The organism is Micrococcus sp. iso_239 (genome assembly GCF_056173395.1).
Map to the genome: position 1 here is coordinate 983,452 of NZ_CM149672.1, position 18,238 is coordinate 1,001,689.

Sequence of the window (18,238 nt, forward strand, 5' to 3'; positions counted from 1 at the left end):
GTGGCAGACACCGCCTCGACCCAGACCCCTGAGTGGAACACGCAGCAGAAGCTCGCGGAGAAGATGGTCCCCCTGCTGGGCACCCTGTACCGCGAGCACAACGTGGTCACCTCGATCTACGGGCGCTCCCTCGTGAACCGCGGCGTGATCGACATCATCAAGGCCCACCGCTACGCCCGCCGCGTGCAGGAGGCCCCGCTGAGCGTCGAGTCCACCTACCCCCTGGTCGAGGCCATGGCTGCGATGGACCTGGGCGCCGCCACCATCGACCTGGCCGAGCTGGCCGCCAAGCAGAAGGCCTCGGGGCAGGACGTCCAGGCCTTCCTGGACGCCGAGCTCGCCGAGGTCAAGGGCAAGGCCGGTGAGGGCCTGGGCGAGACCCAGGACGTCGTGCTCTACGGCTTCGGTCGCATCGGCCGCCTGCTGGCCCGCATCCTCCTCGACCACGCCGGCGGTGGCTCCAAGCTGCGCCTGCGTGCCGTCGTCGTGCGCAAGAACTCGGAGGACGACCTGATCAAGCGCGCCTCCCTGCTGCGCCGCGACTCGATCCACGGCCCGTTCGACGGGACGATCGTGGTGGACGAGGACCGCGACGTGATCACCGCCAACGGCACCGAGATCCAGGTCATCTACTCAAACGATCCGACCACGGTGGACTACACCTCCTACGGCATCAAGGACGCGCTGGTCGTCGACAACACCGGTCGCTGGCGCGACGACGAGGGCCTGTCCCAGCACCTGCAGGCCAAGGGCGCCGCGAAGGTCCTGCTGACCGCCCCGGGCAAGGGCGAGATGAAGAACATCGTGTTCGGCGTGAACTCGGACGACATCACGCCCCAGGACACGATCGTCTCGGCGGCCTCCTGCACCACCAACGGCATCACCCCGGTGCTCAAGGTCATCCAGGACGACTACGGCATCGACCACGGCCACGTGGAGACCGTGCACGCCTACACCAATGACCAGAACCTCGTGGACAACTTCCACAAGGGCGCCCGTCGTGGCCGTGCCGCCGGCATGAACATGGTGCTCACCGAGACCGGTGCCGCCAAGGCCGTGGCCAAGGCCCTGCCCGAGCTCAAGGGCAAGCTCTCCGGCAACGCCATCCGCGTCCCCACCCCGGACGTGTCCATGGCCATCCTGAATCTCGAGCTGACCAAGCCCACCTCGGTGGAGGAGCTGAACGCCCGCCTGAAGCAGGAGTCCCTCACCGGCCCCCTGCGCGGCCAGGTCGGCTACGTGGACTCCCCGGAGGTCGTGTCCACCGACTTCGTCGGCTCGGACCGCGCCGGCGTCGTGGACGGCCTGGCGACCCTCGTGAACAACGACGGCAAGAACGCGATCCTCTACGTCTGGTACGACAACGAGTACGGCTACTCGCACCAGGTGATCCGCGTGGTGGAGAAGATGGCGGGCCAGCAGGTCCCCGCCTTCCCGCAGGCCTGACCCGCCGATGACCGATGGCCCGTCCCCGCGGAGGGGACGGGCCGTCGTCGTGTGCCGACCGGGTCGGACGTGGAGCCGAGGCTCAGGCCTCGTCGTCCCCGTGGTCGCCGTCGGGGCCGTGCTCGTGGTCTTCGTGGTCGTCGGCGTCGTGGCCGAAGGGGTCCTCGTCCGTGCCGGGCAGCCACGTCACACCGGGCACGTTCAGACGCTCGGCCCGCTGCGCGCGCTTCCAGCGCCGCTGCCATTTGCCCTCGAGCCGGTTCACGTAGAGGGTGCCGTTGAGGTGGTCGTACTCGTGCTGCATGATGCGCGCGAACCAGCCCTCGGCCTCGAACTCGAACATCTCGCCGTCCACGCGCTGGCCGGACAGGCGCACGCGGGTCGGGCGCTGCAGGGGGAAGCCGAGCCCGGGCACCGAGAGGCAGCCCTCGGTGTGCTCGTCCGGGTGAGGCTCCTCCCGCGGCGCCTTGTCCAGGTGCGTCAGCACCGGGTTGATCACGTGGCCCACGTTCGGCGCGTCGCCGGAGTCCGGGAACGTCCACGTGAAGATCCGCAGCCCGACCCCGACCTGCGGGGCGGCCAGGCCCACGCCGTGCGCGGCGTCCTGCGTGACGTACATGTCCTCGATCAGCTCGCGGATCTCGTCGTCGATCACCTCCACCTCGGCCGCGCGCCGGTGCAGCACGGGCTCGCCGTAGACGGTGATGGGACGGATGGAGGCCATGGCACTGCGCTTCCCGGCCCGGGCTGCGGGCCTGCGTGGGTGGGGGGACGGGGGAGTCCCCAGCCTACCGCCGGGGACACCACGACGACGGCCGTCATTCCGCGGCGAGGGCCTCCAGCGCATCCGGGTCCAGCAGCGCCACCCGCGGGCCCGCCATGGCGATCAGCCCGTCGTCGGCGAGGCGGCGCAGCCCGCGGCTGAACGCCTCGGGGGTGGTGCCCAGCAGCGAGGCGACGTCCTTCTTCGGCGCGGCCAGCACCACGACGAGGTCGGCCTCGTCCCGGAGGGCCGGCAGGCCGAGCAGATGTCCGGCGATCCGTGCGGTGACAGGCTGATGCTCCCGGGCCAGCCGTTGTTCCGCCTCGGCCAGGCGGACGGCCAGCGTCCGCATCACGCGTCCCCCGATGCCCGGATGCTCGGCCAGGAGTCGGGCGACCTCGGCGTGGGAGAAGGTGCACAGGCGGGTCGCGGCCACGGCGCGCGCCCCATGCCGGGCCGGCTCGCCCGTGAGGAACTCGTGCTCGCCCACGGAGTCCCCCGGCTCGACCATCCGCACCACGCGTTCCCGGCCGGTCGCTGAGCCGAGCGTCAGCGCCAGGCGGCCGCTGTGCACGACGCACAGGCGGTCCGTGCGGTCACCGGCCAGGTGCAGGGCATCGCCGGCCTCGAGCACGAGCGGCCGCGCCAGGGCGGAGACCCGGCGCAGCTGCTCCAGATCCAGCCCGGTGAACAGCGGGACCCGGGCCGCGCACGGCTCTGGTTCATCCACGGGGATGAGGGGCAGGTCGATACGCACGCCATCAGCCTCCCACACGGCGGCTTGACCGCGGTCAAGGCGTACCCGCCGTCCCCTTCGTAGCGTCAGTGACATCCCCGGAGGACGGGGATCGGACCGGGCGCCCGCCCCGTCTGCTCAGCCTCACCGGCGGCCGCGCCGGTGACGACCGACTGGAGTGACCATGACCCCCACCACGCACACCCTGCTCCGCGCCGAGGGCTTCAGCTGCCCCTCGTGCGTCCGGAAGATCGAGAAGGCCCTCGACGCCCTGCCCGGCGTGACCGGCGCGCAGGTCCACTTCGAGACCCAGCGCATCGAGGTCGACCACGACCCGCAGACCACCACTGCCCAGGACCTCGTCGAGGCCGTCGCCAAGGTCGGCTACACCGCCCGGCCGTCGGCCTTCTGACCCCGCCCTCCCCCGACGAACGGAGTCCGCCATGTCCACCCCCGCCGTCACACGTCCGGGCCGCCCTCGTGCCCGGTTCACGTTGTCCCGCCGCTGGCGGCGCCCCGTGGTGGCCGGCCTGCTGATCGCCGTCTCGCTCGTGCTGGCGCCCGAGCAGCTGGCCCACGGGACCGGACACCTCGTGGCGGCGGGCCTGATGCTCGCCGCCGCCGTCGTGGCCGGCCTGCCGATCGCGCGCGACGCGATCGCCGCCCTGCGGGTGAAGACCGTCGGCATCGACCTGCTCGTCGCCACCGCCGCGATCGGCGCGTCACTGCTCGGCAATTTCTGGGAGGCCGCCGCCGTGACCTTCCTCTTCGCCCTCGGCCACGCCCTCGAGGACGCGACCCTGTCTCAGACTCGCTCGGCGCTCGCGGACCTCGTCTCCACGGCGCCCGAGACCGCCGTCGTCGTGGACGCAGACGGGACCCAGCGCACCGTGCCTGCCCACGAGGTGGCCCCCGGCGCGACCGTCCTCGTCAAGGCCGGCGCTCGGGTGCCGGTGGACGGCGTGGTGCTCACCGGGGTCGGCGCCGTGGACGAGGCATCCATCACGGGCGAGTCCATCCCGGCGGAGAAGACCGACGGTGACGCCATGTACGCGGGCACCGTCGCCACGGCCGGCCTGCTGCAGGTGCAGGCCCGGGGCGTCGGCGCCGACACCACGCTGGCGCGCATCATCCACCGCGTCGAGGCGGCGCAGGAGGCCCGTGCGCGGACCCAGCAGTTCATGGACCGCTTCTCCCGCTGGTACACCCCGGCGATCATGGTGCTGGCCTTCGCGACAGGCCTGATCACGCGGGACGTCCCCCTGGCCCTGACCCTGCTGGTCATCGGCTGCCCGGGCGCCCTCGTGATCTCCATCCCGGTCGCGATCGTGGCAGGGATCGGCCGCGGCGCCAAGGACGGCGTGCTCATCAAGGGAGGGGAGTTCCTTGAGCGCTCCGCGAAGGTCGACGCCGTCGCCGTCGACAAGACCGGCACCCTCACGTCGGGCACCCCCGAGCTGACAGACGTCGTCGCGTTCGAGCCCGGGGCCGAGGACGAGGTGCTGCGCTGGGCCGCACGGCTCGAGGCGGCCTCGGACCACCCGCTGGCCGCGCCGGTCGTCGCGGCGGGCCGGGACCGCGGCCTGCTGGACGGCCCGCTGGCCACGGATGTGGACGTCGTCCTCGGCCGCGGGCTCACCGGAGAGGTGGACGGCCGCGTCGTCGCCGTGGGCAACGTGGCGATGCTGCGCGAGCGCGGCGTGGATCCGGCCGCGACCGACCGGGTCGAGACCGTCGCGGCCGAGCTCGCGGAGGCGGGCCGGACCCCGGCGGCGGTCGTCGTCGACGGCATCCCGCTCGGCGTCCTCGCCATCGCAGACACCCTCCGGCCCGAGGCCGCGGGCATGATCCGGGCGCTGCACGGGATCGGCGTCCGCGAGGTCGTGATGCTGACCGGCGACCAGCCCGGCGTCGCGCAGGCCGTGGCCCGGCAGGTGGGCGTCGACCACGTGCGGGCGGGCCTGCTGCCCCAGGACAAGCTCGAGGCGATCGAGGCCCTGCAGGCCGAGGGCCGCGTCGTCGCGATGGTCGGTGACGGTGTCAACGACGCCCCGGCCTTGGCGACGGCGGACATCGGCGTGGCCATGGGCGCGGCCGGCTCCGGCGTGGCCATCGAGACCGCGGACATCGCCCTGATGGGCGACCGGCTCGAGCGGCTGCCGCAGGCGCTCGATCTGGCCCGGCGCACGGTGCGGGTGATGCGGCAGAACATCGCGATCTCCCTCGTCACCGTCGCGGCCCTGCTGGCCGGCGTCTTCACCGGCGGCGTCACGATGGCCGTCGGCATGCTCGTGCACGAGGCGTCCGTGCTGCTGGTCATCGTGAACGCGATGCGCCTGCTGCGGCGCCGCGATTAGCCCAGGTCCACGACCTCGAATTCGAGCAGGTCGGCGCCCGTGGCGACCGGCGCCGGGCGGCCGCCCTGCTCGGCGGCGTGAGCGGCGGGCATGCGCCCGTCCCGCCAGCGCCGGAAGTCCTCCTCCGACGCCCACGTCGTGACCACGAAGTAGCGGTCCTCGCCCGCGGTGGGCCGGAGCAGCTGGAAGCCCTCGAATCCCGGCTCCTGGTCCACCGCGTGCTTGCGGGCGGCGAACCGCTTCTCGAGCTCCGGGCCGGCGCCCTCGGGGACGCTGATGGCGTTGATCTTCACGACGGACACGGGGAGGCCTCCTCGTCGGCGGGGGTGCGGCGTCGGGTCGACGCCCTCACCGGCCGACTCTACGCCCGGCTGCGGACCGGGAGTCCGTCGATCGGTTGAGGCCCGGCGGCGTCGTCCCTGCGAAGTTGGAGCCGTGGGACCGGCCGCCGTGGGACCTCGGGCGGTCCCGCTCGCCATCATCGGCGACCTGCACTTGGACCTCACTGACGCGCAGTGGGTGAACAGCCTCTATGCCGTGCTGCTGGCCGCCCTGTTGCTCTCCACCGGCAACCTCGCGGACCGATGGGGTCGCAAGCGGCTCTTCCTCACCGGGTCCGCGCTGATCGCCCCGTATCCGCGCCGCCCTGCGGCACAACACCCCCTTTGTTGCTACCGTTTCGGTGTCCACTTCCACGCAACAGCGGGTGTCCGAGGTCGGTTGCTCCCTTTGGCATCGCACCGCAGATTGGTCGCCATGAACGACATGCACTCGCTGGGCCGACTGATCGCCTCAGCCCAGGAGCGGAACGGCTGGTCCCTCCGCGACCTCGCCGCCCGCGCCGACCGCGCAGGGTACGACATGAGCCACACCAGCTTCGCGCGGCTCAAGTCCACCCCGGTCACCTCGATCAAGGGCGAGAACATCACGATGCTCGCGCTCGTGCTGAAGGTTCCCGTGGCCCACGTGGCCACCGCAGCGCTGGAGTCCATGGGGGTGGAGCTCGACTCGGCTCTTCACCCGTCGGTCCTCGACGACGTTCAGGAATCCCCTGACCTATCGACGTATGACCAGGAGCTGCTCACCGCAGTCCTCCAGGTCATGCTCGACCGACGTAGGACGTACCACCATGATGAGCATGTCCACGCAGACCAGCACCAGGACCGCGAGCGCGGCACGGCCGAGCGCGGGGCAGCGCGCTGCGGTGACGCTGGCGCTGAACAGAAGACCGCCGCGGCCGGCGCGCCGGCCGACTTCGATCTGGCAGCACACGCCGACCTCGAGCCGGCCCGCGACCGGCAGGCCCGGGAGTGGGGCGACGTCGGGGAAGAGAACCTGGACATGGGCGGGGAGGGCGCGTGAGTGGATTCGACGTGCTCCCGCTTACCGGGGAGGGGCGGGCTCTGTATGAGAAGGAACGCGGCCATCGGCCCGAGGTTGCGCGTGTGCTCATCACGGTAAAGGCGGCGCCGCAGCCGTCCGAGAAGTACGGGGACACGGTTTGCGTCGCTGGCATCCGCATGCGCGAGGGCTCAGGACCGGAGTGGATCCGGCTCTACCCCATCCCCTTCCGGTCGATGGCAGAGCTCGAACGCTTCAAGAAGTACGACGTCGTGGACGTCCGGGTTACCCCTGCGGCGGATGATTACCGCTCCGAGAGCTATCGGCCCGACCGTGGGTCTCTGGTTGTCGTCGACCATCTTCCCCCGTGGAAGCCGCGGCACGAGTACGTGCGCCCCCTTACCGACCAGTGGACCATGTGCCGGATCCTCGCCACGGCTCGCGCCAAGCAGGCTTACCCCAGTCTCGCGGTGGTGCGTCCCCGGCGCGTAGATGATCTCGTTGTCACGCCCCACCCGGGATGGACAGCGGACCAGCAGCGGAAGATCGACCGAGCCGCGAACCAACTCGATCTTTTCGACGATAGGGCGGGGCAGCCAACCCCCCTCCAAGCCCCGCGCTTCACCGCCCACTATCACTACGTGTGTGACGAGCCGGGTTGCGCCGGGCACAAGCAGAGCCTCATCGACTGGGAGGCCGCGGAGCTGGTGCGACGCTGGCACGCGAACGACTCAGATGCGGTCGCCGCCGCGGCGTTGAGGACCCGATTCTTCGACGAGATGGCGGACTCGGCGCGCGGGCCGCTCTTTTTCGTAGGCAATCAGCACCAGGCGCCGCGCGGATTCACCGTTCTGGGCGTCTATCGGTCCCTCGGTTAGACGGACGTCACCAGTTGGCGCGCTGTGAGCTTTCGCACACGCTCTAGGACTACCTGACGGTGGCAGCACCGCTCGGACGCCTCGAAGCACAGCAGGACGACGCGTTCCGTACGTGCCATCTCCGCTACGTCGCGCACCGCCTCTGCAGCAGCGGCTCCGTGCAACATCTCCTCGAATCGAACCAGTGCGTCGCCGTGGGCGGGAGTCCCTGGCTCCCAGAAGCCGCCTCGGTTGTCCTTGGGATTTCCGAGCTCCGGGCGGTGCTCGTAGCGGATCCCAGCGTCCGCGAGCGCGGCGCGCAGAGCGGTCTTGGAGAAGCCCTTCTTGCGGGATATGGCGTTGAGGCGGACGTCAACGACCACGTCGGCGTGCCAGGCGTACAGGTCGCCGATGTACTCGTCGATCGTGCGCCCCTCGTAGCCATGGCCCATGATCCACACCTGTTCACGCATGCTTGCCATAGTCGCACACGGCAGGCGGGTGCTTTGTCGGGCGGTGACCTAACGTGCCCGCCGCCACGTTGACCATGTCGGCATGTTCCACCCCTGGAGGGCGCTGCGCGCTGACGCACGTCGTCATGGTCTGGGCCTGCCCGCACCCGACGGCGCCGGCCGCGACCGATGGTGCGACGATAATCTGGCTCGACCCACGCATGAGGCAGGCCGAGCGGCGGTGCGCGCTCACCCACGCGCTCGTGCGCCTCGAGCACGGCCACCGCGCTTGCCAGCCTCCGACCATCGAGTAAGCGGTGCGCGCAGCCGCGGCCCGGCAGCTCATCACGCTCGAGCAGCTCGCCGACGCCCTGCCCTGGTCCATGAGCCTGGACGAGCTCGCCGACGAACTGTGGGGGACCCTGCTCGTGCTCACCGACCAACTCGCCGGACTCACCCGGACCGAGCGCGAGCACCTCGCCGCCCAGATCCCCGAGCACCGCGAGACCGTCTAGCCTGCCCGTCCCCGGACGTACCGTCCCGACATGACCACCACCACCCAGGCGCCCGCGAGCGCGGGCCACCTGTCCGTGCGTGACCACATGGTGCTGCAGCTGTGGGGGCCGCGGTGGCGGCACGAGGCCGCGTGTGACCGGGCAGCTGAGCATCTGCTCGGGCTGCGGGGAACGGCGCTGACGATGCGCGTGGCGGTGCTGGCCGAGGACCCGGTGGCCATCGCCACCTACCCGGTGATCACGCGGCGAGCCCGGGAGGCTCGGCAGACCCGCGAGCGCGCGATGCGGGCGCCGGTGGCCTCCGAAGGTTGATCTACGCTGTGAGCACTCTCACCTAACGAAGGGGCCGTCCATGTCCTCCATCCGCAGCCGCGCGGCCGCCCTGTGCGTCGCACTCGGCCTCGCGCTCACGGGATGCGGAGCTGATGTTCCCACCACCCCCGGCCCCACGACCAGTGCAGCGGCCACCTCGGCCAGCCCTGCCCCATCCACCTCGCGCGCCGCGGAAGCCGCTGAGCCCACGCGTTCGCTGGGCCCCGTGTCAGTCTCTGCACTCCTGCAGTGGGTGCCCGACGACCCGAGCGTGACGCGGTCGATCAGGGTCCGCGCGAGCATTGCAGTCAACGGCGAGCTCGCCACCATGACCACGCCGCCGAATGATCGGATCCCGTCCAACCATGCCGGGCCTGGCCAGTGGCTGATCCTGGACGTGCCGCAGGTAAAGCTGGGAGACCGGGTGCAGGTGGCGGCGTATGCCGACGATGCTCTAGGCGAGGGCCGGGTGGCCTGCAGCCTGACCGTGCTGAACGCGCGCACACCCCTGGACCGAGAGACCAGCGAGGCCGGCGACCTGCCCTCGGTGGAGTGCGACGCCGTCGTCACGGGACCGTGACCGCGACGGCCGCTTAACGTGACCGCCCCCCTCGGGGAGCGTGGACCTCGCGAAGGGAAGCGCAAGAGAGGCCCCGGCCAGTAGTCAGCTGGACGGGGCCTCTCGCTGTGCTAGGGGGTGAGGCGCCGGGGGCGGGCCGCCAGCCGATCGCGTCCACCGCGGCGCGCTCGGCCGCGGCCCGCGAGCGCGCGGTGGGCTGGGTCATCTGCCAGCGGATCCAGTCCTGGACGGCGGGCCGGTCGATCGCGGTGACGGGCAGCTGCCCGAGGCGGGGGAGGAAGGTGCGGGCGGCCTCGCGGCGGTAGCCGGCCAGGGTGCCCTCGCTGCAGCGCACGGCGCGGGCCTCGACGTAGCGGTCCAGGCATTGCGCGAGCGTGGGCACGTCCTCGGCGCCGTCGGCGTGGGCCTCGAGCAGGCGGCGGGCGACGTCCGGGCCCTGGGCGGGGTCCTCGATGATCGCCTTGATGCGGCGCGCCCCCGTCTCGGAGAGCATGGCAGGCATCTGCCGGAAGCGTCCGCCCTCGTAGTAACCCACCCGGAAGGTGGTCACGCCCTTCTTCGACGTGCGCGTGCTGATGGTTGCCATGACTCGCTCTCCTCGATCCCGTCGCTCACGCGGAGGCCGATCCGGCCCCGCGGGGTGCCGAACACAACCATGGACGCAACCACGGACACGCTTAGGGAACGAGAAAGCCCCCGGAATCTGCATGATTCCGGGGGCTTCGAGTAGGGTGAGCGACGGGGATTGAACCCGCGACCTTCTGGACCACAACCAGACGCTCTGCCGACTGAGCTACGCCCACCATGCCTGCTCCACACGGACGGATCCGCGCGGCGCAGCGGGGTCCACAGTACACGAGATCCCGCGCAGCGCCGAATCGGGGCGGCGAGGCCGGGGTGCCGGCTCAGGCCTGCGCCCCGGACACCACCTCCGCAATGGCGCGGGCCTCCTCCGTGGTGGGGCCGGGGGCGGGGGCCATGACGGCGGCCCGGTAGTAGCGCAGCTCGGTGATGGAGTCCTTGATGTCCCCGAGAGCGCGGTGGCCCCCGGTCTTGGCGGGGGCCTGGTAGTAGGCGCGCGGGTACCAGCGCCGGGCCAGCTCCTTCACGGTGGACACGTCCACGATCCGGTAGTGCAGATGGTCGACGACGGCGGGCATGTAGCGGGCGAGGAACAGCTTGTCCTGGCCCACCGTGTTGCCGGCCAGCAGGCCCTTGCCGGCCGGCACGCGGGCCGCGATGTACTCGAGGACGCGCGCTGCGGCGTCGTCGAGCTCGAGGCCCTCCGCCAGCTCCGGCAGCAGGCCGGAGGTGGTGTGCATGTCCCGGACGAACGGGTCCATCTGCTCGAGGGCCGCCGCGGAGGGACGGATCACCAGGTCGATGCCCTCGTCCAGGATGTTCAGCTCGGCGTCCGTGATGAGCACCGCCACCTCGACGAGCTCGTCGACCTGGGGGTGCAGGCCGGTCATCTCGCAGTCGATCCAGACCAGGGGGGCGCTCTCCGGCGCGGGGGTGCTCGTCTCGCTCATGCCCCCAGGCTACTCGCGTGTCACGATGGTAGATTCGAGCGAGCCGCGCCCTCGCGCGCCCTCGCAGGACCGCACGGAAGGACCCGTCGCATGAGCGTGTCGACCCCGCGTCCGTCCGGGTCCACGGCCCACCGGCCGGAGTACGTCGGCGTCGGCGGCCTCCGCGCGGACCCCCAGGTCGCCGGCGCGGACTGGTGGCCCATCCTGGTGGGGACCCTCGGCTCCCTCCTCCTGGTGGTGGGCTCGTACTCCGTCGGCTGGCTGGCCTCGGCCTCCCCGATCAACCGCTGGCAGTGGCTGATCCCGTGGCGCACCCAGGAGACCGGCGTGCTCGCCGGCACAGCGCTCCTCACCCTCGGCTGCTGGGTGATGTTCTGGGCCTGGCTGCGCCTGGGCCAGACGATCCGCCCCTTCGGTCGCGGCGCCCTGCGCACGGTCAACCTCGCCACCGTCCTGTGGTGCCTGCCCCAGGTCGTGGCCCTGCCGATCTTCAGCCGGGACATCTTCGCCTACGTGGGACAGGGCCGTCTCATGGAGGCGGGGCAGGACCCCTACGTGGACACGATCTCCTCGCTGTCCAACTGGTTCCAGCTCGGAGCGGACGCCACCTGGGCGGACTCCGAGACCCCGTACGGTCCGATCTTCCTCTGGATCGAGCAGGCCGTCGTCGCGATCTCGGGGGACATGAACCCGGACCTGGCGATCTTCCTGTTCCGCCTGGTGGCGGTGGCCGGCGTCGCGCTGATCATGGTCTTCGTGCCGTTGCTGGCCCGCCGGCTGGGCGTCAACGGTGCGTGGGCGCAGTGGATCAGCGTCGCCAACCCGCTCTTCACCATCAGCTTCGTCGCGTCCGGGCACAACGACGCCCTCATGGTCGGCCTCGCCCTGGCCGGCACGTGGTGCGCGCTGCGCGCCGGGCATCCGCTCCGCCCCCAGCGGCCCGGGCAGTCCGTCGCGTGGGGGGTGGCCGGCGTCGTGCTGGTCACCCTGTCCCTGGGCATCAAGCCCATCACGCTCGTGCTGCTCCCGTTCATCGGCCTGCTGTGGGCCGGCCCGACGGCCCGATGGCCGCGCCGGTTCGCCTTCTGGGCCCTCACCGCCGGGATCTCCTTCGGCCTCATGGCCCTGGTGGGGGTGCTCAACGGCTTCGGCTTCGGCTGGGTGGCCGTCATGGTCGGCACGGGCACGGGCACCGTGCCGTGGGGGCCGATCGGCATGCTGTCCCTCATCACGGTGGGGGCGAGCGAGCTCTTCGGACAGGGGGCGGACGTGCAGGCCGTCGAGGGCGTGTACAAGACCGCCGGACGCGCGCTCTCGGTGCTCATCGTGCTGGCCCTGATGTTCCTCGGCCGCCAGGACCGCGTGATGACGCGCATGACCTGGGCGTTCACCGCGCTGGTGATCCTCTCGCCCATCATCCAGCCCTGGTACCTGCTGTGGCTGCTGCCGTTCTTCGCCGTGCTCGGCATCCGGGACAACTGGCAGATCAAGTGGGTCGTGTTCACGGTCGGCTACTTCCTGGCGTTCGGCGCCGCGGACCAGCTCTTCACCTGGCAGTTCCTGGACATCGCGGACCAGGTCAAGGCCGTGTCCCTGATCGTCTCCGCCGTGTGTCTGCTGTGGATCCTCGTCGTGGACCGCCGCACCAGCCGGTTCGTGAAGGACCACTGGCACGTGCGCCCCGCCGTACGCGCCGGCCTGGCCCGGCTCCGTGGCGCCCCTCGACCCGCGGAGCCGGCGGAGTGAGGCCCGCCGCCTCCGCGACGACCGGCGCCCGAGGGCCCCGTCCGAGCCGCGTGACGGCGCAGCCCGAGCCGGAGGCGGCCGTCCGCCGGGGCACGTGGGCGTCCGTGCTCATCACGGTGGGCTCCTGGGGCGTGGGGTGGCTGCCGATGACGCCCGACTCGGTGTTCTCCGGCACCACCCTGCTCAACCCGCTGCGGGTCTACCTTCCCGGCGTGCTGCTCAGCACCGTGCTGCTGGCCGCCGGCTCGCTGCTCCTCGTCCGATCCTGGCTCGAGCTGGGGCGCGCGCTGCGGGGCCGCTGGGAGGAGCACGGCCGCCTGGTGGCCCGGGCCGCCTGGTGGTGGTCCGCCCCGCTGATGCTCGCGCTGCCGATCTTCTCCCGCGATGTGTTCTCCTACCTCCAGCAGGGCCGGCTCCTCGCGTCGGGTCTCGACCCGTATTCCCAGGGCGTGTCCGCCCTGCCCGGCTGGTTCATGCAGGGAGCGGACTCCATCTGGGCCGAGTCCCCGTCCCCCTACGGGCCGCTGTTCCTGCTGTTCGCCGAGACGACGTGGCGGGCCACGGGCGGCAACATCGAGCTCTCCGTCACGGCGTTCCGGCTCCTGGCGCTCGCGGGCCTGGCGCTGTGCCTGTGGGCGGTGCCGCGGCTGGCCGCCGTCGCGGGCCGATGCGGGGTGTGGGCCACGTGGGTGGCCGTGGCGAACCCACTGTTCCTGCTCTACATGATCGCCGGCGCCCACAACGACGCGCTGATGTCGGGGCTGATGCTCGCGGGCATCCTGCTCATGGTCCGCCCGCCCCGCCGCCGCGTGCATGCGCTGTGGGGGATCGTGCTGATCGCCCTGTCCGTTGCGATCAAGCCCCTGACAGCTTTGGTGCTGCCCTTCGTGGCCCTGCTCCTGCCCACCGGCTGGGCCCGGTTCCGCGCGGCCGATCCGCGCCTGCGCCGGCGGGACCGGCTCGGCCCGTGGTTCACGACGGCGGTGATCTCCCTGGCCGTCCTCACGATCCTCGGCGCCGGCTCCGGCCTCTGGTTCGGCTGGGTCCCGGCCATGCTCACGAGCGGGGACGCGGCGTTCCCGTATGCCCCCGTGGGCCTGCTCGGCCTGCTGCTCGGCGCGGTCGTCGAAGCCGTGACGCCCCTGGGGGCGCGCGACGTGGCCGCGGCCTTCTACACCGCGATGACGGTGTCGGCCCTCGGCTTCACGGCCTGGCTGGCCCTGCGCCGCCGGCCCCTGGACCCGGTGTTCAGCGCGGCGGCCGTGCTCGTGGTGGCCGTCGCCACCGCCCCGATCGTCCAGCCGTGGTACCTGCTCTGGGTCCTGCCGCTGCTGGCGTGCGCCCTCCGCCCGCTGCCGTGGGGCGCCGACCATCCCCGCTGGCTCGGGTGGGTCACCGCGCTCGCGGTCCTGTTGCTCACCGGCGTCGGCGTGGTGGACCAGCTCTCCGTGGCGCAGTGGCTGCCGGTCCTGGCCGTCCGCGTGTTCACCCTGGTCCTGATGCTCGCGGGGATCGGATGGATCATCCACCGCGATCCCGTCACCGCGCCCCTGTTCCCCGGGCGGCGGCGTCCTCCCCTGGAGGTGGTCGAGCCGCGGGCCGCGGCGGCGTCGCCGACGCCTCCGGAGGCGGGCGTGCCGCCGGACGCGCCGCCCGACGGGCCGCCGTCGACCGCCGCGCACCCCGCCTCCTCGTCCACCCGCATCCCCCAGGAGAGACCGTGACCTCCCACCCCCGCAGTCCCGCCCCGTCCCGTCCGAGCGGCCGCTGGGTCGGCCTGCTCGTCGGCCTGACCGTGGTGGCCGCCGCCGTCGGCGTGCTGACCAAGCAGTGGTGCCGCGTGAACGGCTGGGCGGCCCCCGGCGTGCACGCGCACATGTGCTATTCGGACTTCGCCCAGCTGTTCCCCACGCGGGGCCTCTCGGACGGCCACTTCCCCTTCTACACGCCGCTGCCGCCCGAGCAGTGGATGGAGTACCCGGCGTTGCTGGCCGTGGTCGCGGGTGTGACCATGTGGCTCGTGCCCGCCTCCGGCGACCTGCACGAGCGCACCGTGACCTACTTCGACGTGAACGCGATCGGCGTGGTGCTGTGCTGGATCGTGCTGGTCGTCGCGACCGCGTACACCGCGCGCGGTCGCTCCCGGGACGCCCTGCTCGTGGCCCTGGCCCCGGGGATCATCCTGACCTCGATGCTCAACTGGGACCTGTGGGCCGTGATGCTGGCCGCCCTGGCCCTGTGGGCGTGGACGGCGGGCCGTCCGACCCTCGCCGGCCTGCTCATCGGGCTCGGCACCGCCACGAAGCTCTACCCGCTGTTCTTCTTCGGCGCGATCTTCGTGCTGGCGCTGCGCACGGGCCGCTGGGCCGGGTTCGTGAAGGCGGCCCTGGCCGGGGCCGCGGCCTGGCTCGCGGTGAACCTCCCGTTCATGCTGACGGCGTTCGACCAGTGGTCGCGCTTCTACACGTTCTCGGGGGACCGCGCGGTCTCCTTCTCCTCGACCTGGCTGGCGCTGGCCTGGACAGGATGGTCCGGGGAGACGTTCACGACGCTTCAGAACGGCCTGTTCCTGGTGTGCTGCGTGGGGATCGCCTACCTCGCCCTCGCGGCGCGGCACCGTCCGCGCATGGCCCAGCTGTGCTTCCTGATCGTGGCGTCCTTCATCCTGTGGGGGAAGGTGTACTCGCCGCAGTTCGTGATGTGGCTGATCCCGCTCGTGGTCCTCGCGACGCCGCGGTGGCGCGCGTTCTGGATCTGGCAGGCCGTGGAGGTCTACCACTGGGGCGGGGTGTGGATGGAGTCGGCGCGCATCACCTCCGACGGGGCGTTCGCCGGCGGCGCCTGGTGGATCACCGCCTGGTATGCCTCGGGGATCGTGGCGCACATCGTCGCCCTCGTGTGGCTCATGACCACGGTGGTCAAGGACATCCTGGACCCCGTCCGCGACCCGGTGCGCCGCACCGCACTCGACCAGGGGGCCCCCGAGATCGCCCCGGGGGTGGCCGAGGACCCGCACGCCGGCGTCTTCACCGGTGCCCGTGACCGACTGCTCCTGCCCCCGGCCGGACTCGGCCTGCAGCCACTCGGCGAGTCCGCGGGCCGCTGACGGCGGAGCGGGTCCGCCGGCGCCGTGGGGTTCCGCTCAGCGGTGCTCGAGGTACGTCGTGCAGGTGGGCGAGACCGCGCGGTCCGGGTGGTGCAGGACGACGACGTCGCCCGCGGACCAGACCCGCTCGAAGCCGAGCCGCTCGGCGCGGGCCAGCGCCTGCTCCGGGGTGAGGGGGTCCCAGCCGCCGAGCTCGGGCACCGAGGTGTCCACGATCATCCACGTGGCCAGCTCGTCGCCGATGTCCCCGTGCAGCCCGACGTGGGTGCGGGCCGTCAGGTGCGGCACGGCGTTGTCGGCGGCCTCGACGCACACCCCGTCCGGGATCAGCCCGACCGCGTGGTCGAGGTCGCGGGCGTGCTGCGTCATCGTCATGTCGCCGGCGATCGTGCGGTGCAGCGGGTACACCTGCGGGAAGAACGCGGTGCCGATCAGACCGGCGGCCAGTGCCGCGGAGACGAGGACGGCGGGCAGCCGGCGCAGCGTGTCCCGGCGTCCGGCCAGCCGGTGGGCCGCCTCGAGCGCGGCCATGAGCAGCAGCGGGGCGAGGATCGCGTCGTACTGGTACACGGGGGCCCACACGTTGAGGCGGTCGTTGAACAGCCGCGAGAGCAGGATCGGCAGGGCCATCAGCGTGAGCGGGCTCAGGACCGGCAGGAACAGCAGCGGGACGAAGTGCAGGAGCCAGAGGGCCACCTTCAGCGGGTGGTCGAACAGCACCGCGACGGCGTTCCACGGTTGGGTCAGCAGGAACAGGACCGAACTGCGCATGTCCGGGCCCAGGGCGGTGAACTGCCAGTAGCCGAACGCCCCGGTGGGGGAGTAGTGGGGGATCACCACGGACGTGGCGAACCAGTAGCCGAGCACACCCAGCACGGCGGTGACCGCGGCCTGCGGCCAGAAGCGCCGGATCGCCATCACCAGGGCCACGGCCAGCAGGGTCACGCCCATGTCCTCTCGGACCGTGAGCAGCAGCGCCGCCAGGCCGGTGGCGAGCCACGCCCGCTGCCCGTCCAGGGCCCACACGAGCCAGGCGAGGATCGGCACGCCGAGGGTGACCTCGTGGAAGTCCCAGTTCACCATCGCCTGGAAGGGCCAGGAGAGCAGCAGGGCGGCGACGGCGGCCAGGGCCACCCCGTGTCCCGTGCGACGACGGGCGAACAGGTACACCGGCACGGCGGACGCGGCGAGGGCCAGCGCCATGACCACGCCGAGCATGCGGGGGTCCGGCCACACCCAGTAGAAGGGGGCCAGCAGCGCGAGGATCGGGTGGAAGTGATCGCCGAGGATGTGGAAGTCCACGCCCTTGACGGAGCTGAGGGGGGCGTTGAACAGCGCGTACTGCCGCACCACCTGGTCGAAGATGCCCAGGTCGTAGCCCTTGGCCTCGTAGGTGGCGTACCGCAGGAAGGAGTGCGTCACGTACAGGGCCGCGGCCGCGACGAGCAGGGCGGCCAGCTGGACGCCCTCGCGACGGGTCACACGGACCTCGGGGACGGCGGGTCGCGGGGCGCGGAGCCAGGAGCGCAGACGGTCCAGGACGGTCTCCTTCGGGCGGTCGTCGGGCGTGCTCGGACGGCTCCGCCCCTGGTCTGGGTGCCCCAGGAGGGATTCGAACCCCCGACCGGCGGATTAGAAGGCCGCTGCTCTGTCCAGCTGAGCTACTGGGGCTGGGCCGTGTCAGTCTAACGGCCGCCGGCCGCGGCGCCGTCGGCTCCTGCACAGTCGCCCGGGGACCTCCGCGCGTCCCCAGACCGGCCCCGATCCTGCCGGGGTGCCCCGCGGTGGGGTTGTCTGGCCATGGCGGATCAGCCGATGCGCCGACGACCCGCCCCGGCGCCCACCGGGGCCCAGCCCAGGAGGCACACCATGCAGGACCTCATCACCGTGCGCGGCTTCGTGGCCACGGACCCCGCCACCCGCCACACCGCATCGGGGGCCGCCGTGACCGGCTTCCGCCTGGCCACCACCGAGCGGCGCTTCGACCGCGAGACCGCCGAGTGGGTGGACGCCCACACCAACTGGTACAGCATCTCGGCGTTCGGCCAGCTCGGCTCGAACACCGCCCAGTCCGTGAAGAAGGGCAACCCCGTGATCGTCACCGGTCGACTCCGGGTCCGCGACTGGTCCTCGGGCGATCGCTCCGGCACGTCCGTGGACGTGGTGGCGGACGCCGTCGGGCTGGACCTGGGCTTCGGCTCGGCGGCGTTCCAGCGCAGCCAGCGCGCGGCCGTGCCGCGCCCCGAGTCGGCCCCGCGCGACGACGCGTCGGGCGGACGGGCCGGCGCGGTCGGCGACGGGTTCAGCGCGGGCCTGCCGGACGGGTTCCAGGGTGGCGACGCCCCGGCCTCGCCCGGCCCGGACGAGTCGGACGCGGGCGCCCCCGAGCGCGAGCCGGCGGCGGCCGGCGTCGCCTGACCACGGGGCGGCACGGAGGGGGAGCGGGCTCGGTGGTCGCGGGATCGGCACGATGAGTGGAATCCCGCGGCCACCGA

19 protein-coding genes and 2 tRNA genes are annotated in these 18,238 nt (G+C 72.1%); 12 read left to right on the forward strand and 9 right to left on the reverse strand.

Features of this window, described 5'->3' with window-relative positions:
- Complete coding sequence (locus AC0VX2_RS04600) at positions 1–1,446, forward strand: glyceraldehyde-3-phosphate dehydrogenase (protein ID WP_044659108.1); 1,446 nt, start codon at positions 1–3, stop codon at positions 1,444–1,446.
- Between the two features lie 82 nt (positions 1,447–1,528).
- On the opposite strand, the gene def is transcribed toward AC0VX2_RS04600, so the two are convergent.
- Positions 1,529–2,170, reverse strand: coding sequence for a peptide deformylase (gene def / locus AC0VX2_RS04605; protein ID WP_044659107.1), 642 nt, complete (start codon positions 2,168–2,170; stop codon positions 1,529–1,531).
- A 94-nt stretch (positions 2,171–2,264) separates the two neighbouring features.
- Positions 2,265–2,966 (reverse strand): Crp/Fnr family transcriptional regulator, encoded by a 702-nt coding sequence (locus AC0VX2_RS04610; protein ID WP_251393382.1) that lies wholly within the window; start codon positions 2,964–2,966, stop codon positions 2,265–2,267.
- A gap of 163 nt (positions 2,967–3,129) precedes the next feature.
- Here AC0VX2_RS04610 and AC0VX2_RS04615 point away from each other — a divergent pair, with 163 nt between their 5' ends.
- The gene (locus AC0VX2_RS04615; protein ID WP_036381311.1) at positions 3,130–3,357 is read left to right on the forward strand and encodes a heavy-metal-associated domain-containing protein; all 228 of its coding nucleotides are present in this window, start codon (positions 3,130–3,132) and stop codon (positions 3,355–3,357) included.
- Positions 3,358–3,388: 31 nt separating this feature from the next.
- Positions 3,389–5,302 (forward strand): heavy metal translocating P-type ATPase, encoded by a 1,914-nt coding sequence (locus AC0VX2_RS04620; protein WP_044659106.1) that lies wholly within the window; start codon positions 3,389–3,391, stop codon positions 5,300–5,302.
- Here the strand turns inward: AC0VX2_RS04620 and AC0VX2_RS04625 are convergent.
- Entirely contained in the window at positions 5,299–5,604 is a 306-nt protein-coding gene (locus tag AC0VX2_RS04625) for an antibiotic biosynthesis monooxygenase family protein (RefSeq protein WP_044659105.1), read from the reverse strand. The two genes, AC0VX2_RS04620 and AC0VX2_RS04625, sit on opposite strands and share 4 nt — an antisense overlap.
- Positions 5,605–5,737: 133 nt before the next feature.
- Between AC0VX2_RS04625 and AC0VX2_RS04630 the strand changes: the two genes are divergently transcribed.
- Together AC0VX2_RS04630 and AC0VX2_RS04635 are read left to right on the forward strand one after the other, a co-directional pair.
- Entirely contained in the window at positions 5,738–6,664 is a 927-nt protein-coding gene (locus AC0VX2_RS04630; RefSeq protein ID WP_260497065.1) for a hypothetical protein, read from the forward strand.
- On the forward strand, positions 6,661–7,521 hold the full coding sequence (locus AC0VX2_RS04635; protein WP_082067583.1) for a hypothetical protein: 861 nt from the start codon (positions 6,661–6,663) through the stop codon (positions 7,519–7,521). Before AC0VX2_RS04630 ends, AC0VX2_RS04635 begins: the two co-directional genes overlap by 4 nt.
- Here AC0VX2_RS04635 and AC0VX2_RS04640 read toward each other — a convergent pair.
- Positions 7,518–7,973, reverse strand: coding sequence for a DUF488 domain-containing protein (locus tag AC0VX2_RS04640; protein WP_044659104.1), 456 nt, complete (start codon positions 7,971–7,973; stop codon positions 7,518–7,520). The two genes, AC0VX2_RS04635 and AC0VX2_RS04640, sit on opposite strands and share 4 nt — an antisense overlap.
- A gap of 296 nt (positions 7,974–8,269) precedes the next feature.
- On the opposite strand from AC0VX2_RS04640, the gene AC0VX2_RS04645 reads away from it, so the two are divergent.
- The 3 genes from AC0VX2_RS04645 to AC0VX2_RS04655 are packed head-to-tail and all read left to right on the forward strand — an operon-like array spanning position 8,270 to position 9,359.
- Entirely contained in the window at positions 8,270–8,467 is a 198-nt protein-coding gene (locus AC0VX2_RS04645) for a hypothetical protein (RefSeq protein ID WP_235281257.1), read from the forward strand.
- A 30-nt stretch (positions 8,468–8,497) separates the two neighbouring features.
- Entirely contained in the window at positions 8,498–8,779 is a 282-nt protein-coding gene (locus AC0VX2_RS04650) for a DUF3263 domain-containing protein (protein ID WP_044659103.1), read from the forward strand.
- 40 nt (positions 8,780–8,819) lie between these two features.
- Positions 8,820–9,359 (forward strand): hypothetical protein, encoded by a 540-nt coding sequence (locus AC0VX2_RS04655; protein ID WP_044659102.1) that lies wholly within the window; start codon positions 8,820–8,822, stop codon positions 9,357–9,359.
- A 13-nt stretch (positions 9,360–9,372) separates the two neighbouring features.
- Here the strand turns inward: AC0VX2_RS04655 and AC0VX2_RS04660 are convergent, their stop codons facing one another.
- From AC0VX2_RS04660 to orn, 3 genes are all read right to left on the reverse strand, one after another.
- Positions 9,373–9,945, reverse strand: a complete 573-nt coding sequence (locus AC0VX2_RS04660; protein WP_052833431.1) for a tyrosine-type recombinase/integrase — start codon at positions 9,943–9,945, stop codon at positions 9,373–9,375.
- Positions 9,946–10,089: 144 nt separating this feature from the next.
- Positions 10,090–10,162: transfer RNA gene (locus AC0VX2_RS04665), tRNA-His, on the reverse strand.
- 102 nt (positions 10,163–10,264) lie between these two features.
- Positions 10,265–10,891 carry an oligoribonuclease gene (gene orn, locus AC0VX2_RS04670; RefSeq protein WP_002857127.1) on the reverse strand — a complete coding sequence of 209 codons (627 nt, stop codon included), beginning with the start codon at positions 10,889–10,891 and terminating at the stop codon, positions 10,265–10,267.
- Between the two features lie 90 nt (positions 10,892–10,981).
- Between orn and mptB (AC0VX2_RS04675) the strand changes: the two genes are divergently transcribed.
- From mptB (AC0VX2_RS04675) to AC0VX2_RS04685, 3 genes are read left to right on the forward strand one after another with little or no spacing between them, the layout of a single operon-like run.
- A complete protein-coding gene (gene mptB / locus AC0VX2_RS04675) occupies positions 10,982–12,637 on the forward strand; it encodes a polyprenol phosphomannose-dependent alpha 1,6 mannosyltransferase MptB (RefSeq protein WP_061867779.1) in 1,656 nt (551 codons plus the stop codon).
- Between the two features lie 50 nt (positions 12,638–12,687).
- On the forward strand, positions 12,688–14,361 hold the full coding sequence (gene mptB, locus AC0VX2_RS04680; protein WP_230297487.1) for a polyprenol phosphomannose-dependent alpha 1,6 mannosyltransferase MptB: 1,674 nt from the start codon (positions 12,688–12,690) through the stop codon (positions 14,359–14,361).
- Complete coding sequence (locus AC0VX2_RS04685) at positions 14,358–15,743, forward strand: glycosyltransferase family 87 protein (protein ID WP_036316843.1); 1,386 nt, start codon at positions 14,358–14,360, stop codon at positions 15,741–15,743. The genes mptB (AC0VX2_RS04680) and AC0VX2_RS04685 overlap by 4 nt, the downstream gene beginning before the upstream one ends.
- Positions 15,744–15,779: 36 nt before the next feature.
- Here the strand turns inward: AC0VX2_RS04685 and AC0VX2_RS04690 are convergent, their stop codons facing one another.
- Together AC0VX2_RS04690 and AC0VX2_RS04695 are read right to left on the reverse strand one after the other, a co-directional pair.
- On the reverse strand, positions 15,780–17,225 hold the full coding sequence (locus tag AC0VX2_RS04690; RefSeq protein WP_129866859.1) for a DUF2079 domain-containing protein: 1,446 nt from the start codon (positions 17,223–17,225) through the stop codon (positions 15,780–15,782).
- Between the two features lie 115 nt (positions 17,226–17,340).
- A tRNA-Arg gene (locus AC0VX2_RS04695) sits at positions 17,341–17,414 on the reverse strand.
- Positions 17,415–17,612: 198 nt separating this feature from the next.
- On the opposite strand from AC0VX2_RS04695, the gene AC0VX2_RS04700 reads away from it, so the two are divergent.
- Positions 17,613–18,161: a single-stranded DNA-binding protein gene (locus AC0VX2_RS04700; protein WP_036316845.1), complete on the forward strand. Its 549-nt coding sequence runs from the start codon at positions 17,613–17,615 to the stop codon at positions 18,159–18,161.
- Positions 18,162–18,238: the final 77 nt, after the last annotated feature.

Bases quoted from the DNA above. Each gene is read 5' to 3' on its own strand.
- AC0VX2_RS04640 (WP_044659104.1), bottom strand. From the start codon at position 7,973: ATGCGTGAACAGGTGTGGATCATGGGCCATGGCTACGAGGGGCGCACG.
- mptB (WP_061867779.1), top strand. From the start codon at position 10,982: ATGAGCGTGTCGACCCCGCGTCCGTCCGGGTCCACGGCCCACCGGCCG.
- AC0VX2_RS04650 (WP_044659103.1), top strand. From the start codon at position 8,498: ATGACCACCACCACCCAGGCGCCCGCGAGCGCGGGCCACCTGTCCGTG.
- def (WP_044659107.1), bottom strand. From the start codon at position 2,170: ATGGCCTCCATCCGTCCCATCACCGTCTACGGCGAGCCCGTGCTGCAC.
- AC0VX2_RS04620 (WP_044659106.1), top strand. From the start codon at position 3,389: ATGTCCACCCCCGCCGTCACACGTCCGGGCCGCCCTCGTGCCCGGTTC.
- AC0VX2_RS04615 (WP_036381311.1), top strand. From the start codon at position 3,130: ATGACCCCCACCACGCACACCCTGCTCCGCGCCGAGGGCTTCAGCTGC.
- orn (WP_002857127.1), bottom strand. From the start codon at position 10,891: ATGAGCGAGACGAGCACCCCCGCGCCGGAGAGCGCCCCCCTGGTCTGG.
- AC0VX2_RS04660 (WP_052833431.1), bottom strand. From the start codon at position 9,945: ATGGCAACCATCAGCACGCGCACGTCGAAGAAGGGCGTGACCACCTTC.
- AC0VX2_RS04655 (WP_044659102.1), top strand. From the start codon at position 8,820: ATGTCCTCCATCCGCAGCCGCGCGGCCGCCCTGTGCGTCGCACTCGGC.
- AC0VX2_RS04700 (WP_036316845.1), top strand. From the start codon at position 17,613: ATGCAGGACCTCATCACCGTGCGCGGCTTCGTGGCCACGGACCCCGCC.